The 20,588-nt window shown below is 60.3% G+C and carries 22 protein-coding genes; 15 read left to right on the top strand and 7 right to left on the bottom strand.

Annotated elements, in window-relative coordinates; translation table 11 throughout:
• Positions 1 to 89 precede the first annotated feature (89 nt).
• From MchiMG62_RS01460 to comE, 6 genes are read left to right on the top strand one after another with little or no spacing between them, the layout of a single operon-like run.
• The gene (locus MchiMG62_RS01460; RefSeq protein WP_221057584.1) at positions 90 to 869 is read left to right on the top strand and encodes an ATP-binding cassette domain-containing protein; all 780 of its coding nucleotides are present in this window, start codon (positions 90 to 92) and stop codon (positions 867 to 869) included.
• A complete protein-coding gene (locus MchiMG62_RS01465; protein ID WP_221057585.1) occupies positions 866 to 1,573 on the top strand; it encodes a GTP-binding protein in 708 nt (235 codons plus the stop codon). The genes MchiMG62_RS01460 and MchiMG62_RS01465 overlap by 4 nt, the downstream gene beginning before the upstream one ends.
• A 4-nt stretch (positions 1,574 to 1,577) precedes the next feature.
• A complete protein-coding gene (locus MchiMG62_RS01470; protein ID WP_221057586.1) occupies positions 1,578 to 2,195 on the top strand; it encodes a (Fe-S)-binding protein in 618 nt (205 codons plus the stop codon).
• Entirely contained in the window at positions 2,192 to 3,433 is a 1,242-nt protein-coding gene (locus MchiMG62_RS01475) for a methanogenesis marker 16 metalloprotein (protein ID WP_221057587.1), read from the top strand. Before MchiMG62_RS01470 ends, MchiMG62_RS01475 begins: the two co-directional genes overlap by 4 nt.
• On the top strand, positions 3,430 to 4,722 hold the full coding sequence (locus MchiMG62_RS01480) for a cysteate synthase (RefSeq protein ID WP_221057588.1): 1,293 nt from the start codon (positions 3,430 to 3,432) through the stop codon (positions 4,720 to 4,722). Before MchiMG62_RS01475 ends, MchiMG62_RS01480 begins: the two co-directional genes overlap by 4 nt.
• The gene (gene comE, locus MchiMG62_RS01485) at positions 4,715 to 5,836 is read left to right on the top strand and encodes a sulfopyruvate decarboxylase subunit beta (protein ID WP_221057589.1); all 1,122 of its coding nucleotides are present in this window, start codon (positions 4,715 to 4,717) and stop codon (positions 5,834 to 5,836) included. The genes MchiMG62_RS01480 and comE overlap by 8 nt, the downstream gene beginning before the upstream one ends.
• A 47-nt stretch (positions 5,837 to 5,883) precedes the next feature.
• On the opposite strand, the gene MchiMG62_RS01490 is transcribed toward comE, so the two are convergent.
• Both MchiMG62_RS01490 and MchiMG62_RS01495 read right to left on the bottom strand, forming a co-directional pair.
• Positions 5,884 to 6,354, bottom strand: coding sequence for a hypothetical protein (locus tag MchiMG62_RS01490; RefSeq protein ID WP_221057590.1), 471 nt, complete (start codon positions 6,352 to 6,354; stop codon positions 5,884 to 5,886).
• A 253-nt stretch (positions 6,355 to 6,607) separates the two neighbouring features.
• Positions 6,608 to 7,540, bottom strand: coding sequence for an AEC family transporter (locus MchiMG62_RS01495; RefSeq protein WP_221057591.1), 933 nt, complete (start codon positions 7,538 to 7,540; stop codon positions 6,608 to 6,610).
• A gap of 484 nt (positions 7,541 to 8,024) precedes the next feature.
• On the opposite strand from MchiMG62_RS01495, the gene MchiMG62_RS01500 reads away from it, so the two are divergent.
• The 5 genes from MchiMG62_RS01500 to MchiMG62_RS01520 all read left to right on the top strand — a co-directional run bounded on the left by MchiMG62_RS01500 (position 8,025) and on the right by MchiMG62_RS01520 (position 12,255).
• Positions 8,025 to 8,768 (top strand): DUF6345 domain-containing protein, encoded by a 744-nt coding sequence (locus tag MchiMG62_RS01500; RefSeq protein WP_011842978.1) that lies wholly within the window; start codon positions 8,025 to 8,027, stop codon positions 8,766 to 8,768.
• Between the two features lie 9 nt (positions 8,769 to 8,777).
• Positions 8,778 to 9,740, top strand: coding sequence for a hypothetical protein (locus MchiMG62_RS01505; protein WP_011842979.1), 963 nt, complete (start codon positions 8,778 to 8,780; stop codon positions 9,738 to 9,740).
• Between the two features lie 38 nt (positions 9,741 to 9,778).
• Positions 9,779 to 10,354, top strand: coding sequence for a hypothetical protein (locus tag MchiMG62_RS01510; protein WP_011842980.1), 576 nt, complete (start codon positions 9,779 to 9,781; stop codon positions 10,352 to 10,354).
• A gap of 502 nt (positions 10,355 to 10,856) precedes the next feature.
• Complete coding sequence (locus MchiMG62_RS01515) at positions 10,857 to 11,861, top strand: hypothetical protein (RefSeq protein ID WP_011842981.1); 1,005 nt, start codon at positions 10,857 to 10,859, stop codon at positions 11,859 to 11,861.
• A 19-nt stretch (positions 11,862 to 11,880) separates the two neighbouring features.
• The gene (locus tag MchiMG62_RS01520; RefSeq protein ID WP_011842982.1) at positions 11,881 to 12,255 is read left to right on the top strand and encodes a hypothetical protein; all 375 of its coding nucleotides are present in this window, start codon (positions 11,881 to 11,883) and stop codon (positions 12,253 to 12,255) included.
• A gap of 525 nt (positions 12,256 to 12,780) precedes the next feature.
• Here the strand turns inward: MchiMG62_RS01520 and MchiMG62_RS01525 are convergent.
• From MchiMG62_RS01525 to MchiMG62_RS01545, 5 genes are all read right to left on the bottom strand, one after another.
• Positions 12,781 to 12,975: a hypothetical protein gene (locus MchiMG62_RS01525; RefSeq protein ID WP_011842984.1), complete on the bottom strand. Its 195-nt coding sequence runs from the start codon at positions 12,973 to 12,975 to the stop codon at positions 12,781 to 12,783.
• 172 nt (positions 12,976 to 13,147) lie between these two features.
• Positions 13,148 to 13,621 carry a winged helix-turn-helix domain-containing protein gene (locus tag MchiMG62_RS01530; protein ID WP_011842985.1) on the bottom strand — a complete coding sequence of 158 codons (474 nt, stop codon included), beginning with the start codon at positions 13,619 to 13,621 and terminating at the stop codon, positions 13,148 to 13,150.
• 119 nt (positions 13,622 to 13,740) lie between these two features.
• A complete protein-coding gene (locus MchiMG62_RS01535; RefSeq protein ID WP_221057592.1) occupies positions 13,741 to 14,556 on the bottom strand; it encodes a hypothetical protein in 816 nt (271 codons plus the stop codon).
• 26 nt (positions 14,557 to 14,582) lie between these two features.
• Positions 14,583 to 15,359 carry a PepSY domain-containing protein gene (locus MchiMG62_RS01540; protein ID WP_221057593.1) on the bottom strand — a complete coding sequence of 259 codons (777 nt, stop codon included), beginning with the start codon at positions 15,357 to 15,359 and terminating at the stop codon, positions 14,583 to 14,585.
• Positions 15,360 to 15,374: 15 nt separating this feature from the next.
• A complete protein-coding gene (locus MchiMG62_RS01545; RefSeq protein WP_221057594.1) occupies positions 15,375 to 16,067 on the bottom strand; it encodes a hypothetical protein in 693 nt (230 codons plus the stop codon).
• Positions 16,068 to 16,526: 459 nt separating this feature from the next.
• On the opposite strand from MchiMG62_RS01545, the gene MchiMG62_RS01550 reads away from it, so the two are divergent.
• The 4 genes from MchiMG62_RS01550 (at position 16,527) to MchiMG62_RS01565 (ending at position 20,587) form a co-directional block, all read left to right on the top strand.
• On the top strand, positions 16,527 to 17,888 hold the full coding sequence (locus MchiMG62_RS01550; RefSeq protein ID WP_161485897.1) for a hypothetical protein: 1,362 nt from the start codon (positions 16,527 to 16,529) through the stop codon (positions 17,886 to 17,888).
• A 171-nt stretch (positions 17,889 to 18,059) separates the two neighbouring features.
• A complete protein-coding gene (locus MchiMG62_RS01555) occupies positions 18,060 to 18,509 on the top strand; it encodes a hypothetical protein (RefSeq protein ID WP_048115122.1) in 450 nt (149 codons plus the stop codon).
• A gap of 27 nt (positions 18,510 to 18,536) precedes the next feature.
• Positions 18,537 to 18,983 (top strand): hypothetical protein, encoded by a 447-nt coding sequence (locus MchiMG62_RS01560; RefSeq protein ID WP_011842993.1) that lies wholly within the window; start codon positions 18,537 to 18,539, stop codon positions 18,981 to 18,983.
• A gap of 815 nt (positions 18,984 to 19,798) precedes the next feature.
• The gene (locus tag MchiMG62_RS01565; protein WP_067077879.1) at positions 19,799 to 20,587 is read left to right on the top strand and encodes a hypothetical protein; all 789 of its coding nucleotides are present in this window, start codon (positions 19,799 to 19,801) and stop codon (positions 20,585 to 20,587) included.
• The last annotated feature ends 1 nt before the right edge of the window (position 20,588 follow it).

Raw genomic sequence — 20,588 nt, forward strand, 5'->3', positions numbered from 1 at the left:
AGTATCATTTAGATAATGTTTTTCCTGGTTTGGTTAAGAATTCTGCTATTGAGAACAACCCTTATCATCCCGTATGACAATCCTCCTTCATGGACACCTCACCCACCCGGGAGATCACGATCCTACCCGGCCGGAACCGGCGTGGCGAGCCGGAGCGGTTCGAGGCCATCACCATCCGTCCGGGGGACACAATATCCATAGTCGGCCCCACCGGCTCCGGGAAGAGCGCCCTCATCAACGATATCGAGGTCTTCGCCCGGAACGACACCGCGACGGGGCGTACGGTCCTCGTCAACGGCGAATTCCCTCCCGAAGAGTTCGTCCGCGACCCGGCCTATAAACCCGTCGCCCTGATCACCCAGAACACCCGGTGCCTCGCCGATCTTACGGTTGCAGAGTTCCTTGCGATGCACGTCCGGTCCCGCAAGATCGCCGACGACGGGATCGTCGAAAGAACGATCGCCCTCGCAAACGAGTTTACGGGTGAAGAGATCCGGGCCGGTGCCCGGATGACCGCGCTCTCCGGGGGGCAGACCCGGTCGCTCCTCGTGGCGGACGCGGTCCTCATCGCGGCGGCACCGGTCCTCCTCCTCGACGAGGTGGAGAACGCCGGAATCTTCAAGGAGCGGGTGATCGAGGTCCTCCGGGCCGGGGGGAAGGCGGTCATCTTCGTCACGCACGATCCTCTGGTCTCCCTCCTCTCCGCCCGGCGGATCGTCATGCGGGACGGGGGGGTCGAGCGGGTGATCGAGCCGCTGGATCGCGAGAACGAGGCTCTCCGGGAGGCTCTCCGCCTCGACGGCATCCTCCACCGGATGCGGGAGGAGATCCGGGCCGGAAACCTGATCACGGGACCGGTCGGGGCATGAAGCTCGCCGTCGTTGCCGGTCCGCCGTCCGCCGGGAAGACCGCTGTCGTTCGGCAGACCATCCGCTCTCTCCTGGACCGGCACCGGATCGTCTACCTCAAGATCGACGTCGTCCGGGCGTTCGAGGACGAGGAACTCGCGGCCGAGTTCGGCATCCCGGTGCGGAAGGTCTACTCAGGCGACCTCTGCCCGGACCACGCCGGGGTCATGGTGATGCGGGACGCCATCGCCTGGGCCGAAAGGGAGGGCGCCGACCTCCTCCTGGTCGAGAGCGCCGGGCTCTGCCTCCGCTGTTCCCCCTACACGACGCAGGGGCTCGGGATCGTTGTCCTCTCCGCGGTCTCCGGCACGAACACGCCCCTGAAGATGGCCGCGATGCTTGCGCTCGCCGATATCGCGGTCGTGACCCGGATCGACCTCGTCTCCCAGGCCGAAAAAGAGGTCTTCCGGGAGCGGATCCGGGAGGTGAACCCGGACCTCGATATCGTCGAGACGAACGCCGTCCAGGGGACCGGGATGCGCTACCTCCTCAGGGCGATCGAAGAATATCCGCAGATAACCGATCCCGACACAATCGTCCTCCGGGGGGCGCCGCCGCTCGGGGTCTGCACCGTCTGCATCGGGAAGACCGAGATTGGGTGGCAGCACCACTTCGGGGTCGTCCGGAGGCTCGAGGATGCCGATTACCTCTTCCGGGGGGACTAGCCCGGTGGCATGGCAACCGCCGGGGAGGGACTGCGGGGCCTGCGGCGCCCCGACCTGCGAAGCGTTTCTCGAACGGGTCCGGCGGGGGGAGAAGGAACTCGGAGACTGCGTCTTCTACCACGCGGGGACTGCGGCCCCCCGGTTCGACGGCAAGGCCCTCCGTTCCGGCCGGGACATCCTCGGCGGCGAGTACGACTTCGTCCTCGATCCCCTCCCCGGCGAGGTCTCGGCCCGGAAGATCATCCTCCCCTTCCGCCCGGACCTGGTGGAGAAGTGGGGGATCGAGGCCGGGGATATCGTCGTCGGGAGGCCGGCCGGTGCGGGCTGCCCGGTCCAGCACGTCCTCTCGGTCCTTCACGCCAGCCTGGTGAGCGGCCTCCTCACCTGCCAGGTCGTCGGACCGGAAGTATCGCGGGGCGGAGAATTTAAGGACGTTGAGGCGTACCACATCGTCGGTTTCGAGGGGATTGCCCGGACGGTGCGGCGCGAACCCATCTTCGGGATGCGGCAGCGGTTTCTGCCCGGCTACTGCATGATGAACCTTACGCACACGGGTGTCGTGAATATGATTCTCGCACAGTCCTCGGGTCTCCATGTGCGGGTGGAGGATATCAGATTATGAAGACGATAAGAGAGATCGACGCAAAGATCCGGAACGGTTCGGCGGTCGTCTACACGGCCGCGGAGTTCAAGCGCCTCGTCCGCGAGGGTGCGGAGGTCACGGCGGCAGACGTCGACGTGGTCACCACGGGGACCTGCGGGGTGATGTCGGGGACCGCGGCGATCCTCTCGGTCCCGGTGGCGGCGCCGGGGGAGTTCGAGCGGGCGGAACGGGTCTGGCTGAACGGTGTCCCCTGCATGCCCGGCCCCTGCCCGAACGAGCGCCTCGGGCTCGTCGACCTGATCGTCTCCGGGACCGCCCACGCCGGGGCGGGCTACGGGGGCGGTCACCTCTTCCGCGACATTGTGGAGGGCCGCGAGATCGAGGTGCTGGCGGAGGCCGCCGACCGCTCGATCGAGACGCGGGTGACCATCGACGACCTCGCCTACGCCCGGATCTTCACCACCCGGAGCGCCTACAAAAACTACACCGCCTACCTCAACACCCGGCCGACCCGGGTGACGACGATCTTCTCGGTCACGGGGCTCGAGGGGCCCTGCCGGGAGGTCTCGGTCAGCGGGTGCGGCGAGATCAATCCGCTCGAGAACGACCCCGCACGGTTTGCGATCCGGGACGGGACCCCGGTTCTCCTGAACGGTTCGGCCGGGTTGGTGACCGGGGAGGGGACCCGGAGCACTCCTTCGCGGCCGAACCTCACGGTCATCGCCGATATGGCCGGGATGCAGCCCCGCTACATGGGCGGATTCAAGACCTCTGCGGGCCCGGAGTGCATCACGAGCCTCGGCGTCGCTATCCCGGTCCTCGACGACCGGCAGGTCGCTGCCCTCCGCGTCCTCGACGAGGAGATCCCCCTTCCGGTCGCTGACATCAACACCCGCACCGTCCTTGATACGGCGACCTACGCCGATCTCTGGCAGCGGCCCGACAGGGAGCCGACCTACCACCCCGAGTGGTGCGAGGAGTGCTCGGCCTGTGCCGCGGCCGCGATCTGCCCGACGGGTGCGTTTGACCGCGAGACCGGGATCGACCGCGACCGCTGCCTCGCCTGCACCGCCTGCCTTGCCGCCTGCCCGAACGACGCCCTCGAGGCCGGCGAGGGCTCGATCCGGGTCAGGGGACGGAAGGTGCCGATCACGCTGCGCCAGTCCGGCCGGACGCTCGCCGAAGACCTCTGTCGGGACCTAAAAGAGATGGTCCTTGATTTCCGGTTCACCTTCACCGGAGGCGGGGAGCGGTGAGGGAGAAGTACCTCATCCACTGCCCGGGGTGCGGCCGGTCCTTCCCCGACCACTACACCCTCGACTGCCCCTCGGGGTGCGACGCCCTCCTCCGGACCGTGTATGCTGAGCGCCGCCTCCCCCTCCGGAGCCTCCCGGGGGTCTTCCGCTACAAGGAGTGGCTCCCGGTCGAGGGCCACCTCAGAGTCGATGCCGGCCCGGTCTCCTACGCGAGTGAGGGGCTCGCCCGGGAACTCGGGCTCTCCCACCTCACCGTCACCTTCTCGGGCTACTGGCCCGAGCGGGGCGGGCGGATGGAGACCTGCTCCTTCAAGGAGCTCGAAGCGCAGCCGACGGTGCTCCGCCTCCGGGAGAAGGGAGCCGGGGTCATCCAGGTCTCGTCGGCGGGGAACACCGGCCGCGCCTTCTGCCAGGCATCGGCCCTGACCGGGGCGCCGGTCGTGGTGGTGGTCCCGGCGTCCGCCGCCGACCGGCTCTGGACGACCGTGGAGCCCCCGAACGTCTGCCTCATCACGGTGGACGGGGACTACTCGGATTCCATCGCGTTCGGGCGGGAGGTCTGCTCCATCCCGGGGATCGTCCCCGAGGGCGGGGCGAAGAACGTCGCCCGCCGTGACGGGATGGGGACGGTGGTGCTCGATGGGACGCTCTCTGCCGGGCGGCTCCCCGACTCCTACTTCCAGGCGGTCGGGAGCGGAACCGGGGCGATTGCCGCGTGGGAAGCGGCGGAGCGGCTCATCGCCGACGGCCGGTTCGGCACCCGCCTCCCGGCTCTCCACCTCTCCCAGAACCTCCCCTTCGTCCCGATGGTCCGGGCATGGGAGGCGGGACGGCGGGATATCCTCCCGGCCGAGGATATGCCGGACGTCGAAGCCTCGATCTCCCGGGTCTATGCCGACGTCCTGACGAACCGCCACCCGCCCTGGGGGGTCCGCGGCGGGGTCTACGACGCCCTCGCGGCCTCCGGCGGCCGGGTGTATGCGGTCGGGAACGACGACGCCCGGTCCGCCGGGAGACTCTTTGCCGAGACCGAAGAGATCGACCTCGACCCGGCGGCGGCTGTCGCGGTCGCCTCGCTCCTCCGGGCGGCGGAGGAGGGGCTCGTCGGCCCGGATGAGCGCATCCTCCTGAACGTGACCGGCGGGGGGTATGCGCGTGCGGCAGAGGACCTCGACCGCTACCCGGTCGAGCCTTACCTCCGGGTCCGGGCCGGCGAGGCCTTCGCTGGGGACGTGCGGGATGCCGTCCGGGGATGGCTTTCGGAGCAGGGGGTGGCGGTCCGTGCGTGAAGGATGTGTCCTCGACCGGCTCTCCGCCCTCGGGGTCGATACCGTGGCGAGCCTCCCCTGCGACCGGACGCAGGAGTTCTGCGCCCTGATCCCGGAGCGGTTCCGTGCGGTGAACCTGACCCGGGAGGAGGACGGCGTCGGGATCTCGGCCGGGCTCGCGATGGCCGGGGCGCGATCGGTGCTCCACATGCAGAGTTCGGGGCTCGGCAACTCCCTGAATGCCATCATGTCCCTCACCGTCACCTTCGGCCTCCCGCTCCCCGTCCTCACGAGCTGGCGGGGCGTCTACCGGGAGGCGATCCCGGCCCAGGTGCCGTTCAACCGGGCGGTTCCGGAGGTGCTTCGTGCGCTCGGGATCCCCTTCACGATCATCCGCGGTCCCGAGGATGAGGGATTGATCGATGAGGTCGTCCGGGACGCCTACGATTCCATGCGCCCGCACGTTGGACTGATCCTCCCCTCGTTCTGGGAAGGGGAAGAGGAGGCCTGCCCGACGGAGCAGGTCTTCCCGCCCCGGGCCCGGGAGTCGGTGATCGAGTACCGGCGAACCTTTCGGGAACCGGTGATGACCCGGTACGACGCGATAAGGGCTATCGCCGCCGCCCTTGACGACGAGGCGGTCGTCGCGAACATCGGCGTGCCCTCAAAGGAGCTCTATGCAGCGAGCGACCGGGCCCTGAACTTCTACATGCTCGGGAGTTACACCCAGGCGACCCCGATCGGGCTCGGGCTTGCGCTCGCCACAGATAAGGACGTCGTCGTCCTCGACGGCGACGGGAGCCTGCTCGGGACCGCCGTCCTCCCGGTGGTGGCGGCGGAATCCCCGGCGAACCTCACGATCGTCTGCCTGGACAACGGGGCCTTCGGGAGCACGGGAAACCAGCCCACCCCGGCCTCCGGGCTGGTGGACATGGAGCTCCTCGCCCGTGCCGCCGGGATCCAGAGGACGTGCAAGGTGCAGGACGAGCGGGAACTCAGCGAAGCCTGGGAGAACCGGGGCCGGGGCCCGAATTTCATCCATGTGGTCTTAAAGCCCGGGAACGCACCGGTCGGAAACATCCCCCTCGCCCCGGTCGAGATCCGGGAGCGGTTTGTGCGGGCGCTTCGGGGGTGAGGCGCATCCCGGTGTGCCTGTTCTCATTGTTCTCTCTTGGATCTGCTTTATTCCAAACAATGATGGTAGCCTGCCCGGCATAGCACACTATACTCATCATCACGAATCCGAACAGGGTGCGTTCTCCTGTCCCGTTCCCAGTCCGCATATTCCTGGCTGAAGAAAAAGGCTTCCGATTCGGGATATTGTTTTGGGATTTGCAGAATCGTGTTAAGGGTCTTCATCATGTTACTATCAGACCGGTTTTCCTCAATGTAGCAATGCCATCCCGGACCCTGCCATTCGTAATTGTCAAACTGCAATGTCCATTCCCCGTTCCGTTTGTCTTTTCGGGGGTAAGCGGAATTGTCCAGGGAGGTGAACGGCTTTATTGATTTTCTCCACGCCTTTGCAAATATTTTGTATCCGGTATCCTCCTTAGATTCCGGATTGTGCCCTTTAAAGAGGATGACAATCTCGAACATGCAGTTCTGTTGCATATCGTTAAGGGTCAGGGGTTCCCGTTCTCTTGCGTCCATGATTACTCCGCTATTAACGGGGAAATGAAAAGAGGTTTTGGGACAGTAAGGGCGATGCCAGTCTTGATCCAGCTACACCATACGAACTGGTCCACTATCCCCGCCGCCGCCCTCCCCCGCCCATGCGCATCATCCGGGCGGCCCTCCTCCTCTGGGAAGGGCTCTCGATCGACCGGGCCACTGGTACCTGCCTTTCGTCAACACCGGCCTCGAGGGGCCGATCTTTCTTCTCGCGACACTTCGGGCGGCGTATCTAGAGCATCACCGTCGCGATCAGCGGGATGGTGACGAGCGACCCGATCGTCGAGACGAAGACGATCTGCGACGCGAGCTTCGAGTCCGCGCCGTACTGCTCCGCGAAGATGACGGTGTTTGCCGCGGCGGGCATCGCGGCCATCGTGATCATGATCCCGTTGATGTAGGGGTCGGCAAAGACCGGGGCGAGGAGATAGCAGTAGGCCGCCGGGATGGCGAGGAGGAGGACGGCGCTCGCCGCCCAGATCCGCCAGTTCCCGACCATCTCCCGGGCCGGGAACGTCGCGAGCATCGCCCCGACGATGATCATGGCGAGCGGCGTCGTCACCCCCCCGAGGAGGTCGATCGAGTCGATGAAGGGCGACGGGATCTCCACCGAGCCGAGGAAGAGGGCGAACCCGACGATGGAGGCCGCGATCCCTGGGTTTAAGAGGAGTTTTGGGTCGAACCCCTTCCCTCTCCCCTCGGTCAGCATCGCGATCCCGACCGAGAAGACCAGGACGTTGAAGATGAGGTTGAAGATCGCGACGTAAAAGAGCGACTCCTCTCCAAAAAGTGTCAGGGCGACCGGGAACCCCATGAACCCGACGTTGCCGAAGACGATCGCGAACTGGAGCACCCCTTCCTCCGCGGCCGGGACCCGCATGGCCTTCGAGACCACCCAGGCGAGGGCGAACGAGAAGACGTAGAGCATCCCGGTCGCGAGGACCAGGGTCTCGGCCCCGGCGAGGCGCTCGGGGGTGAAGGGCACCTGCATCGAGGCGACGATCAGCGCCGGGATGGTGATGTTGACGAGGAGCCCCGAGAGCCCCCGGGTTGCCCGGGGGTCGACGATCTTCGTCGCGACGGCGACGTAGCCCGCGGCGATCAGGAGGACCAGGATGAAGATCTGGTCTGCAACTATCAGGAAATCCGTGACCGCACCGTTCATATGGGCACCGCTCCGTCCGGTTCATCAAGGTGAGTGCCGGTACCCCTTTACGGTTCTGCTCGGGGGTGTGGGGTGCAGTGAGCGAGCGGGAGCCTGCCTGGGTTTTAGAGCGGGGTTTTTCGGGATCGCGGCGTGTTCCTCGCACAGAGGGCGCCTCGCCCGCGTAGAGGAAGGGTGAGGCTGTTCGGGACTGTGAAGTGTCGGCGGGTCTTGCCTTCAAGGGCCGGGATCATTATCCCACCATAAGAAGGTTTATGATGTGTTCGGTTCCAGCCGAACGATGACTGCCGATTTTATATGTTATAACGACCCAGAATCGCGTTGGGTGCCGCGTGCGGTACCCGTTTGTGTGCGGGGGTCTCCCATCCCCGGTTGACGCCCCGGATGACGCGCCCCGCAAGCCCGGAGGCAAAGGGAACGTAAGCGTTCTGCGTGCTTAAATATGTGCCTTTTCTGCCTCCGGAAAACTACAGGAGGAAAGTAAATGAACGGAAAAACCGGATTGCAGGCATTTCCCATGCTCCTGGCGCTGCTGCTGGTGAGCGTGGTTATGGTGCCCGCAAGCGCATACTATTATTGTTGTGCAGAATGGGTGAACAACTATCCCCCACCATCCGACTTGGAGCACAATGATGAAAACGCACAGGGGTTTTACTACCAGCTCGGTGGTGACTCATCCTGGTGGGGAGACTTTATCTATGGCGATGGTCAGGCCCTGGAAAGACACTGGAAAGATCCCAGTAAGTCCGGAAACGGTATAGACTATATTTACACAGATGATACACATTTTGCGTTCTTTTCGGGCCATGGTGCCCCAGAAGGATTTGCATTTTCCTCCTCCCAAGACGATACCTTCCTGAGTTACAGTGATGCTCTCTGGGGAAACACGCAGATGGACTGGATTACCATTGATGCCTGCACTGTTCTGCGCGAGAATAGCCATACAAATTGGTACAATGCATTTGGCGGCCTACACTCGATGACCGGGTTCCATACTGAATGTCACGATGTCTCGGACAGAGGCTCTAACTTCGTACACCGGATGGTCGGTACGTGGACCACCCAACCGATCATCACGGCATGGTTCATTGCAGCGAAGGATACAGAGCCTTCGACCACGTATGCGGCAGCCCTTGCCCGAGAAGGCTGCTGGTCCGATTATGTCTACGGGCACGGGAGCCAGGGGACACCCGGAACGTCGTTCCTGTACGGTACGTACCAGTGTTGAGGTGATCACATGAACATGAAACTAATTGGAGTTAGTGCCGGTGTCCTGGCGCTTCTTGGAGTCATCTGCGTTGTCAGCATACCCGTGTTTTTCAGCGACAGTCATACACCTGACTGTGGTCAATCCAACCAGATAGGTGGCGTGAAATCGGCGGGTGCTGCAAACCTCACCTACACCGCCTCTGTTCCGTTCCCGCCGACGCCTGCGGAGGTTATCCTGTATCGGGTGCTGGAGCCGGAGATCACGACGGAACTTGTCTCATCGATGGCGGAGAAGATAGGCCTGAAGGGAACGGTGCGCGAATCGTACGACCAGATGCTGCTCTCCGATGAACCCCACTCGTTGGAGGTTCATATGAAGTCGGGGAGAGTCGCTCTGATTGATATCCCCCGTTGGATGAACCCGAACGACAAAGACCTGCCGGAAAGCCTTCCTTCGGACGATGAGGCGATCCAGATCGCAACACAGTACCTGGAGGAGACCGGGCTGATGCCCCCCGATGCAATCCTGTGTGGCGTTGCCCACCCCCAAATCGTTGAGTATAACGAGGATGGTGAGGTGATCGGTATCGCCTTTGAAGACGTCCAGGTCTCTTACTCCCGCACAATCGACGGTCGGCCGGTTGTGGGTTCGAAATTGACGGCTGAGATCGGCGGCGGCGGGGATATCCTGAATGTTTACAAACTCTGGAGAGACTATGCCCCGGAGAAGGAGATAGCAGTCATAACGCCACAGGAAGCTTTTGAAGAATTGAAGGCGACTGGGCTGGCGGTCGACGGAAAAGGCCCGACCGCGGTTATCACCGGGATCGAACTTGGGTATTATGAAGCACCGGCGATGGATGAGCCTACCTACCTCGTCCCGGTCTACATCTTCAGGGGCGAGGTGCGGGATGAGACCGGGGGAACCGCATTCGTCAGATACATCCCCGCGTCCCCCGACCTTGGGGAGGGTATCCCGGCGGTAAAGTGACCGCCCCAGGTTCCTCTTCTTTTTCGGAGCGAAATTCTATGAAGAAGATTCTGTACCTCGTCATCACCTGTGCCGCCGCGGGCATGCTGGTCCTGGTTGGAATACATATACTCCCGAACCCGGATCTGCAAGGGCCGGGTGAGATACCGACGGAGGTTCCGGAGAACCGAACACCCCGCCCGACAGGCGTTCCCCGGGAGAATACATCGTTTATCGAGATTCATCATGCAGGAGACCCGGGCGTTATCCTCTATCCAGGAGATCCCGGGTATCCTGCCATCGAAGCAGAGTGCCGCGAGCAGATCCGGAGCACCTGTGGTCAGTATAAGATGGGGTTCTCGCGGGTTGAGCTGGACGCCATGAAACAAAACGACACCTATGTCGCGATGCATCTCCCTGCTCCCACGAGATTCGAGACGGGTTATATCGTCGATGGGTCGCCGAAGGAGATCCTTGCAGACGAAGCGGTCTTCTTTCTGGATTTCGAGGACTGGCCGGAGAACATAATCATCATGCGACTGGGAGATGTTTGCGGGGTCTGGGACGCTTCGCGCGACCGGGAAAAACTTCGGGTTCTGGCTGATCCGTTTTTGGTCGGTCGGGCCGCGTCCTGACAGGCGTAGACGGTCAGTGGTATATATTTGCATTTCGTCTGTTCAAAACAGACCCGTCCAATCGGCAGAATACGATCAACGCCTCCGCGCCGGCAACCGGGATGTATGAGGGGAATAGTTTTCGGCGGTCTTTGCCGGGAACAACTGCGACGGTGCCCGGTTCCGTGGGGGGAGGTTCGACGAGCGTGGCAGGGCCGTGACCATTATCCCGGCGCCCGACGGCGGGTCCTGTCTCCAGGGGCAGGAATTATTGTCCTGCCATAAGAAGGTTTATGATGTGTTCGGTTCCAGCCGAACGATGACTGCTGATTTTATATGTTCTAACGACCCAGAATCGCATCGAGTGCCGCATGCGGTACCCGCTTGTGTGCGGGGGCACCCATCCCCGGTTGACGCCCCGAATGACACGCCCCGCAAGCCCGGAGGCAATGGAAGTGTATGCACTTCCTGCACTTGAAGGTATGCTCTTCCCGCCTCCGGGGAAAAACCGGAGGAAAAACAGATGAACGGAAAAATTGGACTGCGGGCATTCTCCACACTCCTGGCGATAATGCTGGTGAGTGTGGTGATGGTGCCGGCGATGGCAATGGATGCCGGGGCACTCGATATTGAGAAGCTGGACATCGTGGATCCTGCAACACTTCAGGAACGATCTCCCTCGTTCATCAGCGAACTCCGAAGCAAAGGATGTTCCGAAGAAGAGATTGCCGAGGCAATCCGTAGCCTGCCGCGAGTTTCATACCTTGACGGATGGACAGAGGCTGATGACGAACGGGTATCGCCCCTTTTGCAACAGGCAAGGGATGAGGTGAACTATTCGATGTACGGCGAGATAGATCCTCTGACAGAGGATGGCGTTTCGGCAGTAAAGATGTGTTCTTCAGGCATCTGGCTGTTTGACACAGTTTTTCAGGGTGTTAATGGATGGGTACATCCCGGACTGATGGAATGCTCCTCGGATGGCACCAGACGCCAGTTTCTTACGACCCATCTTGGAAAAAAGATCGGTACGACCGCTAACTGGATCGAGATAGGTATAGAGTCAGTCTGCGATGATCCGAATCCGGCTCGCTACCATGTTTTCACCTATGATAACAACAACATATCACGACCGATGGTTGTGCATAGTAACCTTACCAACGGCGACAGGGATTACAATTTCGAGATCTACGTAAGTGACGTGCAGTACCCGGAGGGCTATCCCTATATGATCTTATGGGAAGGACAGGTCGTCCGGGTCGGTCACGTTCCGTTTGCGGAAGGCGATCTGAACGAGGTACACGAATACGTCAGAAACGATCCCGGATCATTCTCCGATGTATCAACCTCCTATGTGTGTGATTCCTACGTCTATTACGACGGATATGGTGTATGGTGGAACGAGCAGCTGGATGCACAGTTAGCACACCCGACACAGCTCCATGCAGATACGCAGGAAGGTGTTTATGGCGATTTCTACAGACCATGGTGGTCGAATGCATACAGAATCGACACGTGGATCGCGTGAACAAAGAAGAATAGGGTTGATGGTAATCATCTCAGTCCTCCTTTTTTGTTGTACGGGTTGCGTTGAAGAGCAACCGGTGAATCAATCGAAATATATCAATATTTCACTTACAGAACCCATCTCTCAAGCAGATGCGGTCATCGTTGCCCTTTCCTATCCGGGAGTTGCTAAAACAATTGAGAATGATTCGTTCCGGATCACCGTCGGAAAGCTCACCGTCTCTGACGTACGTGAGGGAAGGCTTAAAGAACACCATATGGTCTACATCGATCGCTTCAATAGCACTACGCACGAACCGCTCGAAGGTTTACAGGTTATTGTGACCTACGACGGGGACGTTTACAAAATCTGGCGGTCGTTCCCTCCAGTTAATTCTTCAATTGCTGCAGAGTGAACAGCCTCTGCAGGACCTGGTATAGATGCCAGCCCCGGAGCCCACCCCGGCAAAAGAGCCCGGGCGGGCCGGGAACCTGACTGTCATCCGGGCAACCGGGGATTCGAAACCCCCGCAGGCCGTCCCGATCCTCTCGTCGTGGAGGGATATCGGACCGGAGATATGTGAGCCGACCGAAGAAGATTGGGCTTTTGTCAAAGATGCCGCAACGGATCTGTCGGAAGAAGAGAAGACCCGGTTTGTTACAGAGGTCAGAAAGATACCTGCGGGGAATCGACACTGCCCCCGGAGGAGCAGGTCGATCTGGAGAGGGGACTTGGGTACTACCTGATTAAGGCAACCGAGGGAGTAGAGACAGCCCTTTAACTGCTGAACGATCCAGCCGTATCTGTAGTATTACTATGCCGGCGATCAGGTCCTGGCGTACCGATCGGCAGATCCCCCTTCCTGTGTGTTCCCGGGGTTATCGAGTTCTTCGTAGTTAAACCAGGGATGGTCGGTGATCGGGTTGCGTCCCCTCCTGCCCTACAGTAGCACCGTCGTCATCAGCGGAACCGTAACAGACGACCCGTTCGTCGAGACAAAGACGATCTGAGAGGTATGCCGGGCGTCGGCAAAGACCCGGGTGAGGAGGGGGGCGACACTTGCCGCGCAGATCCGCCAGTTGTCGACCATCTCCCACGCCAGGAATGTTACGTGCATCGTCCCGACGATGATCATCGCAAATGGTGTGGTTACCCGGCTGAGGGGGTCGACCGCATCGATGGATGGGGCTCGTGCTCTCCACCGAGCCGACGGAGGCGCGATCCCGATCGAAAAACGGGGAGGTTGAAGGTGGCGACGTAGAAGGGGAAGTCGTCGCCGAAGAGCGGCTGTGCGGACAGGAAAGAAACTACGCCGGTATAGGGGCGGTTCTCCGCCGGCACCGCAACGCGATGTACCAGAGCACAAATGTCACGCCGAGGAGCGCCTCGCCCGCGTAGAGGAGGAGGGGTTCCCTGACGACGCTCCCCCCCTGGACGACAAAACCGCGGAGATACGAGGTCACGCAGAGCACCCCGGCAGTCATGGCAACCAGGGATGTGCCGAGGAGGAAGATGATCCGGTGGTCTCTCCCGGGATGAAGGATCCGCCGCCCCTTCTCCGTCAGGGTGTAGTCCCGCCATTTCCGGGCGTTCTCGTGGGCCACGAGATCCGCATCGGCCAGAACGGCAAGGTGTTCGTGGACAGTCGACTTTGCAAGACCGAGCCCGTCGGCGAGCTCGCTCATCGCCATGGGCCGGATATCGAGCGCTTTGAGGATAGCGACCCGGACGTCGGAGGATAGCGCAGCGATATCGCCCCGGTCGAGCGTGACTTCTTCCATGATTTGAAATCTCTCCGATATGGGTCTGGTCCGAAACAATCAGGTACTCCCCTGCCGGGAGAGAAAAGCGTTCCGGAACTGTCCCGGTACTGCCGAAAAAGAGGATGCGCCGATCTCCGTCATTCCGCCCGGAGGGTCGGGGGTGGGACCGGTTCCGGTGCACCTATCCCTACTACGACGAACGTTGCCGATCCCCCCGGGAGGCGGTCCCTGTTGAGGTTGGGGTCCGGGGTAGAGCCGGGGTCGATCTCTTCTTTCCAGGGGGTGTTGGAACCCGGTATGGTGACGGTCGCCCGCCGGAAGTCGAAGTCGATCGGTGTGCCGTTCGGGGTCGTGAGGGTGTACGGGGCGGCAAGACCGATCGTCAGGGAGAGGACCTCCTCCGGGCCGGGCTGCGGGAGGTCCGCCATCACCCGCACCTCGCGCCACTCCCCGGCGGCGAGGTCGTCGACGGGCAGCGAGGTCGAGGCGCCGGGGAGGACATCCCCCTCCGGCGACCCGGTGGTGGTGTTCAGGCTCGCGGTTTCCGTCGTCACGGCAAGATCGGCCCGGGCGCAGTCTTCGCCCGCGAGGTTCCGGATGAAGAAGTCGAGGCTGATCCTGTCGCTCTCGATTGCGATATCGGGAGTGTACCGGATATCCTCCGGGCGGGCCGGGTCGAGGCTGTAGCGATCCCCGAGGGAGATTGTCCGGTTCCAGGCGGTGGCGTTCTCGAGATGCCAGGTCTCGTTATCGGCGTCGTAGGTGATGATCGGGCTCTCACAGGGATCGGGATACTCGAACCCCGGCCCGAACGGCAGTATCCAGTTCACCCGCTTGAGCGGTTCCTGCACATGCTGCTGTCCCGGGGGAAAGGCGGCGAGTATGGCGAGGTTTACCGCAGCAAGGATGAGAACGGCGCCGATACCGAGCCATATCCATGTCTTCGAGTGCATTGTATCACATTAGGAAAAGAGGTGATTTAGAGGTATGGACTCACCATCAGCACTTCTCCGGTCTGCGCGTCGATAACGACAAGCCCTCCCTGGAGAACGTGGTCCTCTGGCTCGCCTCTCATCGTAATCACCCATGTCAGCGTCTGTACGTCCGGTCGGGTGTACTCGACGGAGAGGTCGGCCGTTGCACCGGTCACCCGGATTCCCGGGAACTGCCCGGCTGCGATCTTCAGCGCCTCGTCCCGGGAAAGTTTCGGCTCAAGCGAACATTTGATCTCCCGCTGGATCCCGATGTACGAGACGATCTCGCCGGTGCTCGGGTTAAGGTTCACGACGACCGTGTTCGGCGTGAGGACATCGCTGATCTCTTCTCTCCAGATGTACGAGTACTCGCTGCCCGCATCACCGTGAGAAACCAGGTCCGATCTGGTAAGCTGCATACTCTTCTTCGCAAAGCCGCTGTACTTCTCTTCGGCGTAGGCCCTTGCCGTTACTTCGGCTGCGGCCCGATCCAGCCGGACATCGCGGCAATCCTTCCGTGCGGAATCGAACGTGGCACGTTCGATCACCCCGGTCCGGGCGTTGACGTAAACCTGTCCCTCTCCGGTGCCAAAGACATAGTACTCTCCAAGATTCAGGCGTTCGGTCTTCTGGTACTCGACGGTTGCATCGGGTGCGTTAAGAAAGTCCTGTGCTTTTCCTTTCGCGGTATCCACCCCGATCGGAGCGTTGGCACCAGTCGCTGACACGACCGAGACCGCGACGACGAGGCATATGATTGCAGTAATTGGTATCCATTTCATGATTGAATCATCCCATTAATAGACCCCATAGCGAGCGGGAGTGAGACAACTGTTGTAACTGCCGGAGATCTCGTAGGTGTCCACTCCATGGTAACCGAACGGCCAGTGCAAGTAGCAGTCGTCCTTTGCATTGCTTGCGGCGCTTGCAACGGTCTCCCCGTTTCGCAACCGGTCCCAGAAGCTCCCGGACCAGCACTTTCCGTTTTCGACCTCGACCTCGCCGTCGAACCCCAGGCAGATGTCTGCGCCTTTGTTCATGGTCTGCTGGAGAAGATCTCCGTTGTAAGGGTTGTAGTGGGACGTATGGCAGGCGAGGTAGACCGCGAGCAGGACATCCCTGATGTCGGTCCCGTAATCAGTTATGTAGTACCGGTCGTTTCCCGGGTAGTGGCCGTCGGTGTCGGCAAGTATCCAGGATTCCGAGGAGAACTTTATCCCACCGCCTTTATGCGAGTCGTCGTAGTAGAGGCCGTGGCCGTTGAAGAAGAACACCGCATCCGACCTGAACTGACCGTAAGCCGTCGATGCGTGTGCATTCGTGGACGACGAGCTGGAGTAGTACATCGCTGCCTGATCCACCCGTGCGTCGTAGGCCGTCGGCGTCGTATCCGAACAGTCATAGTTGTGCGCGGGTGGTGCGGCGCTGGCGACAGCAGGCAGAGCCGCGAGCAGGAAGAGTGCTGCCAGCATGTAGATCCATGGTTTCATAAGTATCCCTCAAGGAGCGCCCGGGCGTTCCTGCACCCGGAACTAAACCCGAATTCGAGGGGGAATCTTATAAAGCCCGCTGTCGTCGTTCGGTTCTGGCCGAACAAATCTTAAACTTTGCGATCTGCTGCGTGGCGGATGGGTAAATGTGCGGGTGTCCGGGACTGTGGGTGTCGGCGGGTCCTGTCTCCAGGGGCGGGGATTATTGTCCTGCCATAAGAAGGTTTATGATGTGTTCGGTTCCAGCCGAACGATGCCTGCTGATTTTATATGTTTTAATGACCTCAAAATGCGTAAGGTGCCGCATGCGGTACCCGTTTGTGTGCGGGGGTCGCCCATCCCCGGTTGACGCCCCGGATGACGCGCCCCGCAAGCCCGGAGGCAACAGGATGTACACATTCTGCGCACTTAAACGTGTGCTTCTCCTGCCTCCGTGGACAGAAACTGGAGGAAAACGAAATGAACGGAAAAACTGGAATGCGGGTATTCTCCTTGCTCACGGCGCTGCTGCTGGTGGGCGTGGGGGTTGTGTCTGCGGTGAGCGCCCAGGATGTCACAGGGACCCTTCCCGCAGATAGCAGCGAGCCGGTCCTGGTCATCGGGGATTCTATGGATGTACTCATCACGGGTACTACATCGGTATCCGATATGCGAGCATCCGGAATCAACGCTCCAGAAGAGCTGAACATCCCGAAGGGCATTACCCGGTACGATCTCGTGACGTTCGATCATGCTGCACTGAACAAGCAGATACGGGGCGTACTCCCCCTCCAGATCCATGGCAAGGAGTACCAGGCCGAACTGCACAGGATGGATTTTGAGCAGATCGACGACGGCATCGACTCGTACGAGGGGGTGATCGTCGGCGTTGGCGGGAGCGATGTTCTCCTGACGACCGGGGAAAACGCCCTTGTCGGGAGTGTAACCTTCGGTAACGAAACATTCTGGATCACCCCGGTCGAGTCGCGAGCGCGCGCAAAGGGAGAAGCATCGCCTCTGCATGTCATCTACAGCTCTCAGGATATTGAAAATCCTGAAAAATGGAGTCTTATCGACTACGGGACGCTCACGCCCCCGGAAGGATACACTCCGATCGAAGTTCCCGAGAATCTGGAATCTTCCATGAGAGAACTCCAGGACCAGTATGCCACGGTCAATCTGCTGGTGGTTACCGATAACCAGTTCTACCAGGATCAGGACAACTGGAAAACAGTCGCTCAGGATATCGTAGCCGAAGCGAACCGGCAGTTTGACCGGGACGATATTAGGGTGACGCTCTGTGTAATGGCGTATACCGATTCAAAGCGGGTTCAACTCTCAAACCATTCTAACATCACGAGCAACCCCGTTGTTGCGGTCCAAGCGATCTATCCGAACACCGACCTTGATCTCTGGGCCGCAGATATTGCACTGTATGTTGGTGGTTACGATGCAGACGGTTCTGCACAGGGGGCTACTTACGGCTACTACCCATATCATCATCGGCATGCCTGGGCTCAGATGGTCCCTGACGACATCTTGTACCTGGGTACCACACACGGCCGCAGGTGCGTGAGCATCCATGAACTGGGGCACCTCTTTGATGCTGGTCACCAGGAGCTGGATGAAAACCGGACGATCCCGTCTTACCGTAGGGCCTACCAGTGGTATCAACCGTTTTCTCCTCCCCTCAACCTCAAGAATACCGTGACATACAGTTACTTCAATGAGTTGATGAGTACCACTGAATTTTCATCGGACGACTACCACGGGGATGCCGATCACGACAACGCAAGGAGAATCCGGGAGACGAAATGGACAGTTGCGAACTATCACTCCTGATGGGAGCCGATGCGAGTCTCACCCCTACCACCTTTTTAAATTGTTACCGGGTGGTTTGGTGGTACAGAAACCCCGGGCAGCATGTGTCAGAAAAGAAGAATGGGGGCCGCCGGAAGGATCCGGGGCGTTCTCTTTCTGGCAGGATCGGGCGAAAGAGATAAAAGAGGTCACATGAAATCGAAACATGACAGACGTTTGGTTATCGAGGGGGTTCTGGCGTTCATCGGCGTCATCCTCCTCGTTGCGATGGTTGTGCTCATGTGCACCGCCCTCTTCAACTGGCTCGAAGCAAGCGGTGGATCCCCGAGATTGGACGTCTGGGAGATCAGGGGCGAACTGCCGCCGGAAAATGCATCGATCATCCACCTGACCGAGAAAGACTTCGAGCAGCACCCGGCGCTCGACTCCGCAATCCGGGGCGACAACCGGGGTCCCGGACCCTGGTATTCGGGAGACACACCGTACGGTGTCCTCGACGAGCGAACGATTGGGAGCGCTCCGGTGACATACCTAGAACGGGAAGTACTTATCGAGTCGTTTGGTCCCGATGTCGAGGCGAGAAACCAGCCGTACATCGAATACGAGGGTGCGTATTACTACTTTCTCATCCTGATCCCCTAAAATCGGGTCAAAACAGGTGCTATTGGAATGGAAGAAGATAAAAATCCGAAATCAAGAAACCGGCTCAAAACGGCGGCCCTCGTCGTCGCCTGTGGTCTTGCCGGCGTCATCGCCATCGCGCTCGGCCTCATGCTCGCCGACGCCCTCATCATTTACGCTCACGAGAGTTCTGGGGAACAGCCGATGTTCTACGTTATGGAGAGAGCGGAGCCGGGGGGGAGCGTGATCGTTCCCCTGACTGAGCAGGACTTCGAACAGCACCCCGAACTCGCCGCAGTCATCCGGGGTGAGGAGCGGAACCCCTCGGCGTGGGAGTGGGGCTACCGGGATCAACGTGTCATCGGGGGAACTAAGGTCTCGTACACGGAGAGCAAGGCGCTCCATGATGCCTACGGTCCCCGAGAGGGGAGGGGGCTGTACCCGCTCATGGAGTACGAGGGTGCGTATTACGTGGTCCTGACGACATGGCCCTGAAGGGGAGTCCCCGTCGCCCGTGCTCGATATGCATCGCCTCTTTCCACGGGGGAGGCAAGTCGGAGGAAGTGAACTGAACCACAACATCAGTCTGGGCGTCACCGCCTGGCCTCGGGCCACCCTATCCCGCTATTATCCGGCCTTAGAGGCCGACTGGGGGAAAATCTCGGGAGGTACCATTCTCCCCCCTCAGCGAAGAAAAGGTTTGGGTTTTTCTGTTCCGAACCGGTTCTCCAGAGATCGGGTGAGTGCATCCTTTCGGGCACACCCCCTGGCGGGGACGGGGGCACACTGCCGTGCGATCGCCCCACAATGAGAGGGTTTAAGATGAATTCGGAAAAAAAACGGACGATGGCTGCCGGTTTTATATGGTCTCATGACACAGAATCGGATTGGGTGCCGCGTGCGGTACCCATTTGTGTGCGGGGGTCGCCCATCCCCAGGTCTGACGCCCCGGATGACGCACCCCCCATGCCCGGAGGCAATGGGCACGTAGGCGTTCTGTGCACTTAAATGTGTGATTCTTCAATGGATTCAAGCGACGATGCCTGGATGACGTTTGATGAGGTAAAGAGCGAGGTGGGTGCACAGAGGCCTTTTGTTCAGCCTGTGGGGCGGCGGCATGCCTATAGGAGGAGATAGGCCTTATGGTGATCACAGCGTTGCCTGTGTAGGTTATCACGACTATACGGAGGGCTGGGTGTCCATACATGACACATGGGATACTCAGATCCATAACGTAGTCTATGGTAACTGGTGGGGTGCCATGGCGACCTGGGTGAGGCCCTGACCCCTCTTTATGGTGGTAGATCCAGATGAAATCCCTGAAAACCGACAGAACCAGCAAATTCGCATTCATTCTCCTCCTGATCGCTATCGGTGCTTTCGGTATCCTCCTGCTCATTGACCTCCTCGCCATCGGTCCTGGGTATCCTCCCCCTGAGGCCCTGCAGAAATGGTATATCCCGCAGCCCCGGTACGAGTATGCGGAGAACGGCTCTGTCGCCGTAAATAGAACGATCGATGGGAATGTTGTCCTGCTCGGCGATATCGAAGACGGGTGTCCATCCTTATTCCCGGTCCTCTCACGGCACTGCAGCTATGCAATGTATGTCGACACCGTGTCGGGTGATCGGTATCTGGTCGTCAACTGGTACTTCGATGACAAGGCAGACCTCTTACAGGCTGAGATGGTCCTCTGCAGCCACCTCCGAGCATCTGGGAATGTCTCTTCCGCTGAGCTGTTCCTCTCCAAAGAACCTGATTTATCACAGGGGGAACCGATCTTTAGTCCCGTTGCCGTAACAAAATTCGATAATGAAACGTCTTTTGGTTATTTCACCGTTGTTGAGAAGCCGCTGTCCCCGGAACACGACGATTACTTCGTTGTTTACTATGGGGTGGTCGGGCCGGCCATTCTCCCTGATCACACTGCTACCTTGGAGAATCTTATGCTCCGGAGTTATTCGCTTCATGGTGCAAGGCCGCTCGCACCCTGCTCGGCACAGGAAGCGGCAACAGGGTCTACGCATTCCGTGTGCGAAGGCACGCCCCTCCCGCCCCGGGCAGCGGAATCTCCCGGGATAGTACATAGAAGGTCTTAAA

The sequence above is a fragment of the Methanoculleus chikugoensis genome (assembly GCF_019669965.1).
Classification (GTDB): Archaea; Halobacteriota; Methanomicrobia; order Methanomicrobiales; family Methanoculleaceae; genus Methanoculleus; species Methanoculleus chikugoensis.

What these genes read in the sequence shown, in the direction of transcription:
- MchiMG62_RS01460 (WP_221057584.1), top strand. Translation starts at nt 90, where the DNA reads ATGGACACCTCACCCACCCGGGAGATCACGATCCTACCCGGCCGGAAC.
- MchiMG62_RS01465 (WP_221057585.1), top strand. Translation starts at nt 866, where the DNA reads ATGAAGCTCGCCGTCGTTGCCGGTCCGCCGTCCGCCGGGAAGACCGCT.
- MchiMG62_RS01475 (WP_221057587.1), top strand. Translation starts at nt 2,192, where the DNA reads ATGAAGACGATAAGAGAGATCGACGCAAAGATCCGGAACGGTTCGGCG.
- MchiMG62_RS01490 (WP_221057590.1), bottom strand. Translation starts at nt 6,354, where the DNA reads ATGGACGCAAGAGAACGGGAACCCCTGACCCTTAACGATATGCAACAG.
- MchiMG62_RS01495 (WP_221057591.1), bottom strand. Translation starts at nt 7,540, where the DNA reads ATGAACGGTGCGGTCACGGATTTCCTGATAGTTGCAGACCAGATCTTC.
- MchiMG62_RS01500 (WP_011842978.1), top strand. Translation starts at nt 8,025, where the DNA reads ATGAACGGAAAAACCGGATTGCAGGCATTTCCCATGCTCCTGGCGCTG.
- MchiMG62_RS01505 (WP_011842979.1), top strand. Translation starts at nt 8,778, where the DNA reads ATGAACATGAAACTAATTGGAGTTAGTGCCGGTGTCCTGGCGCTTCTT.
- MchiMG62_RS01510 (WP_011842980.1), top strand. Translation starts at nt 9,779, where the DNA reads ATGAAGAAGATTCTGTACCTCGTCATCACCTGTGCCGCCGCGGGCATG.
- MchiMG62_RS01515 (WP_011842981.1), top strand. Translation starts at nt 10,857, where the DNA reads ATGAACGGAAAAATTGGACTGCGGGCATTCTCCACACTCCTGGCGATA.
- MchiMG62_RS01520 (WP_011842982.1), top strand. Translation starts at nt 11,881, where the DNA reads ATGGTAATCATCTCAGTCCTCCTTTTTTGTTGTACGGGTTGCGTTGAA.
- MchiMG62_RS01525 (WP_011842984.1), bottom strand. Translation starts at nt 12,975, where the DNA reads ATGATCATCGTCGGGACGATGCACGTAACATTCCTGGCGTGGGAGATG.
- MchiMG62_RS01530 (WP_011842985.1), bottom strand. Translation starts at nt 13,621, where the DNA reads ATGGAAGAAGTCACGCTCGACCGGGGCGATATCGCTGCGCTATCCTCC.
- MchiMG62_RS01535 (WP_221057592.1), bottom strand. Translation starts at nt 14,556, where the DNA reads ATGCACTCGAAGACATGGATATGGCTCGGTATCGGCGCCGTTCTCATC.
- MchiMG62_RS01540 (WP_221057593.1), bottom strand. Translation starts at nt 15,359, where the DNA reads ATGAAATGGATACCAATTACTGCAATCATATGCCTCGTCGTCGCGGTC.
- MchiMG62_RS01545 (WP_221057594.1), bottom strand. Translation starts at nt 16,067, where the DNA reads ATGAAACCATGGATCTACATGCTGGCAGCACTCTTCCTGCTCGCGGCT.
- MchiMG62_RS01550 (WP_161485897.1), top strand. Translation starts at nt 16,527, where the DNA reads ATGAACGGAAAAACTGGAATGCGGGTATTCTCCTTGCTCACGGCGCTG.
- MchiMG62_RS01555 (WP_048115122.1), top strand. Translation starts at nt 18,060, where the DNA reads ATGAAATCGAAACATGACAGACGTTTGGTTATCGAGGGGGTTCTGGCG.
- MchiMG62_RS01560 (WP_011842993.1), top strand. Translation starts at nt 18,537, where the DNA reads ATGGAAGAAGATAAAAATCCGAAATCAAGAAACCGGCTCAAAACGGCG.
- MchiMG62_RS01565 (WP_067077879.1), top strand. Translation starts at nt 19,799, where the DNA reads ATGAAATCCCTGAAAACCGACAGAACCAGCAAATTCGCATTCATTCTC.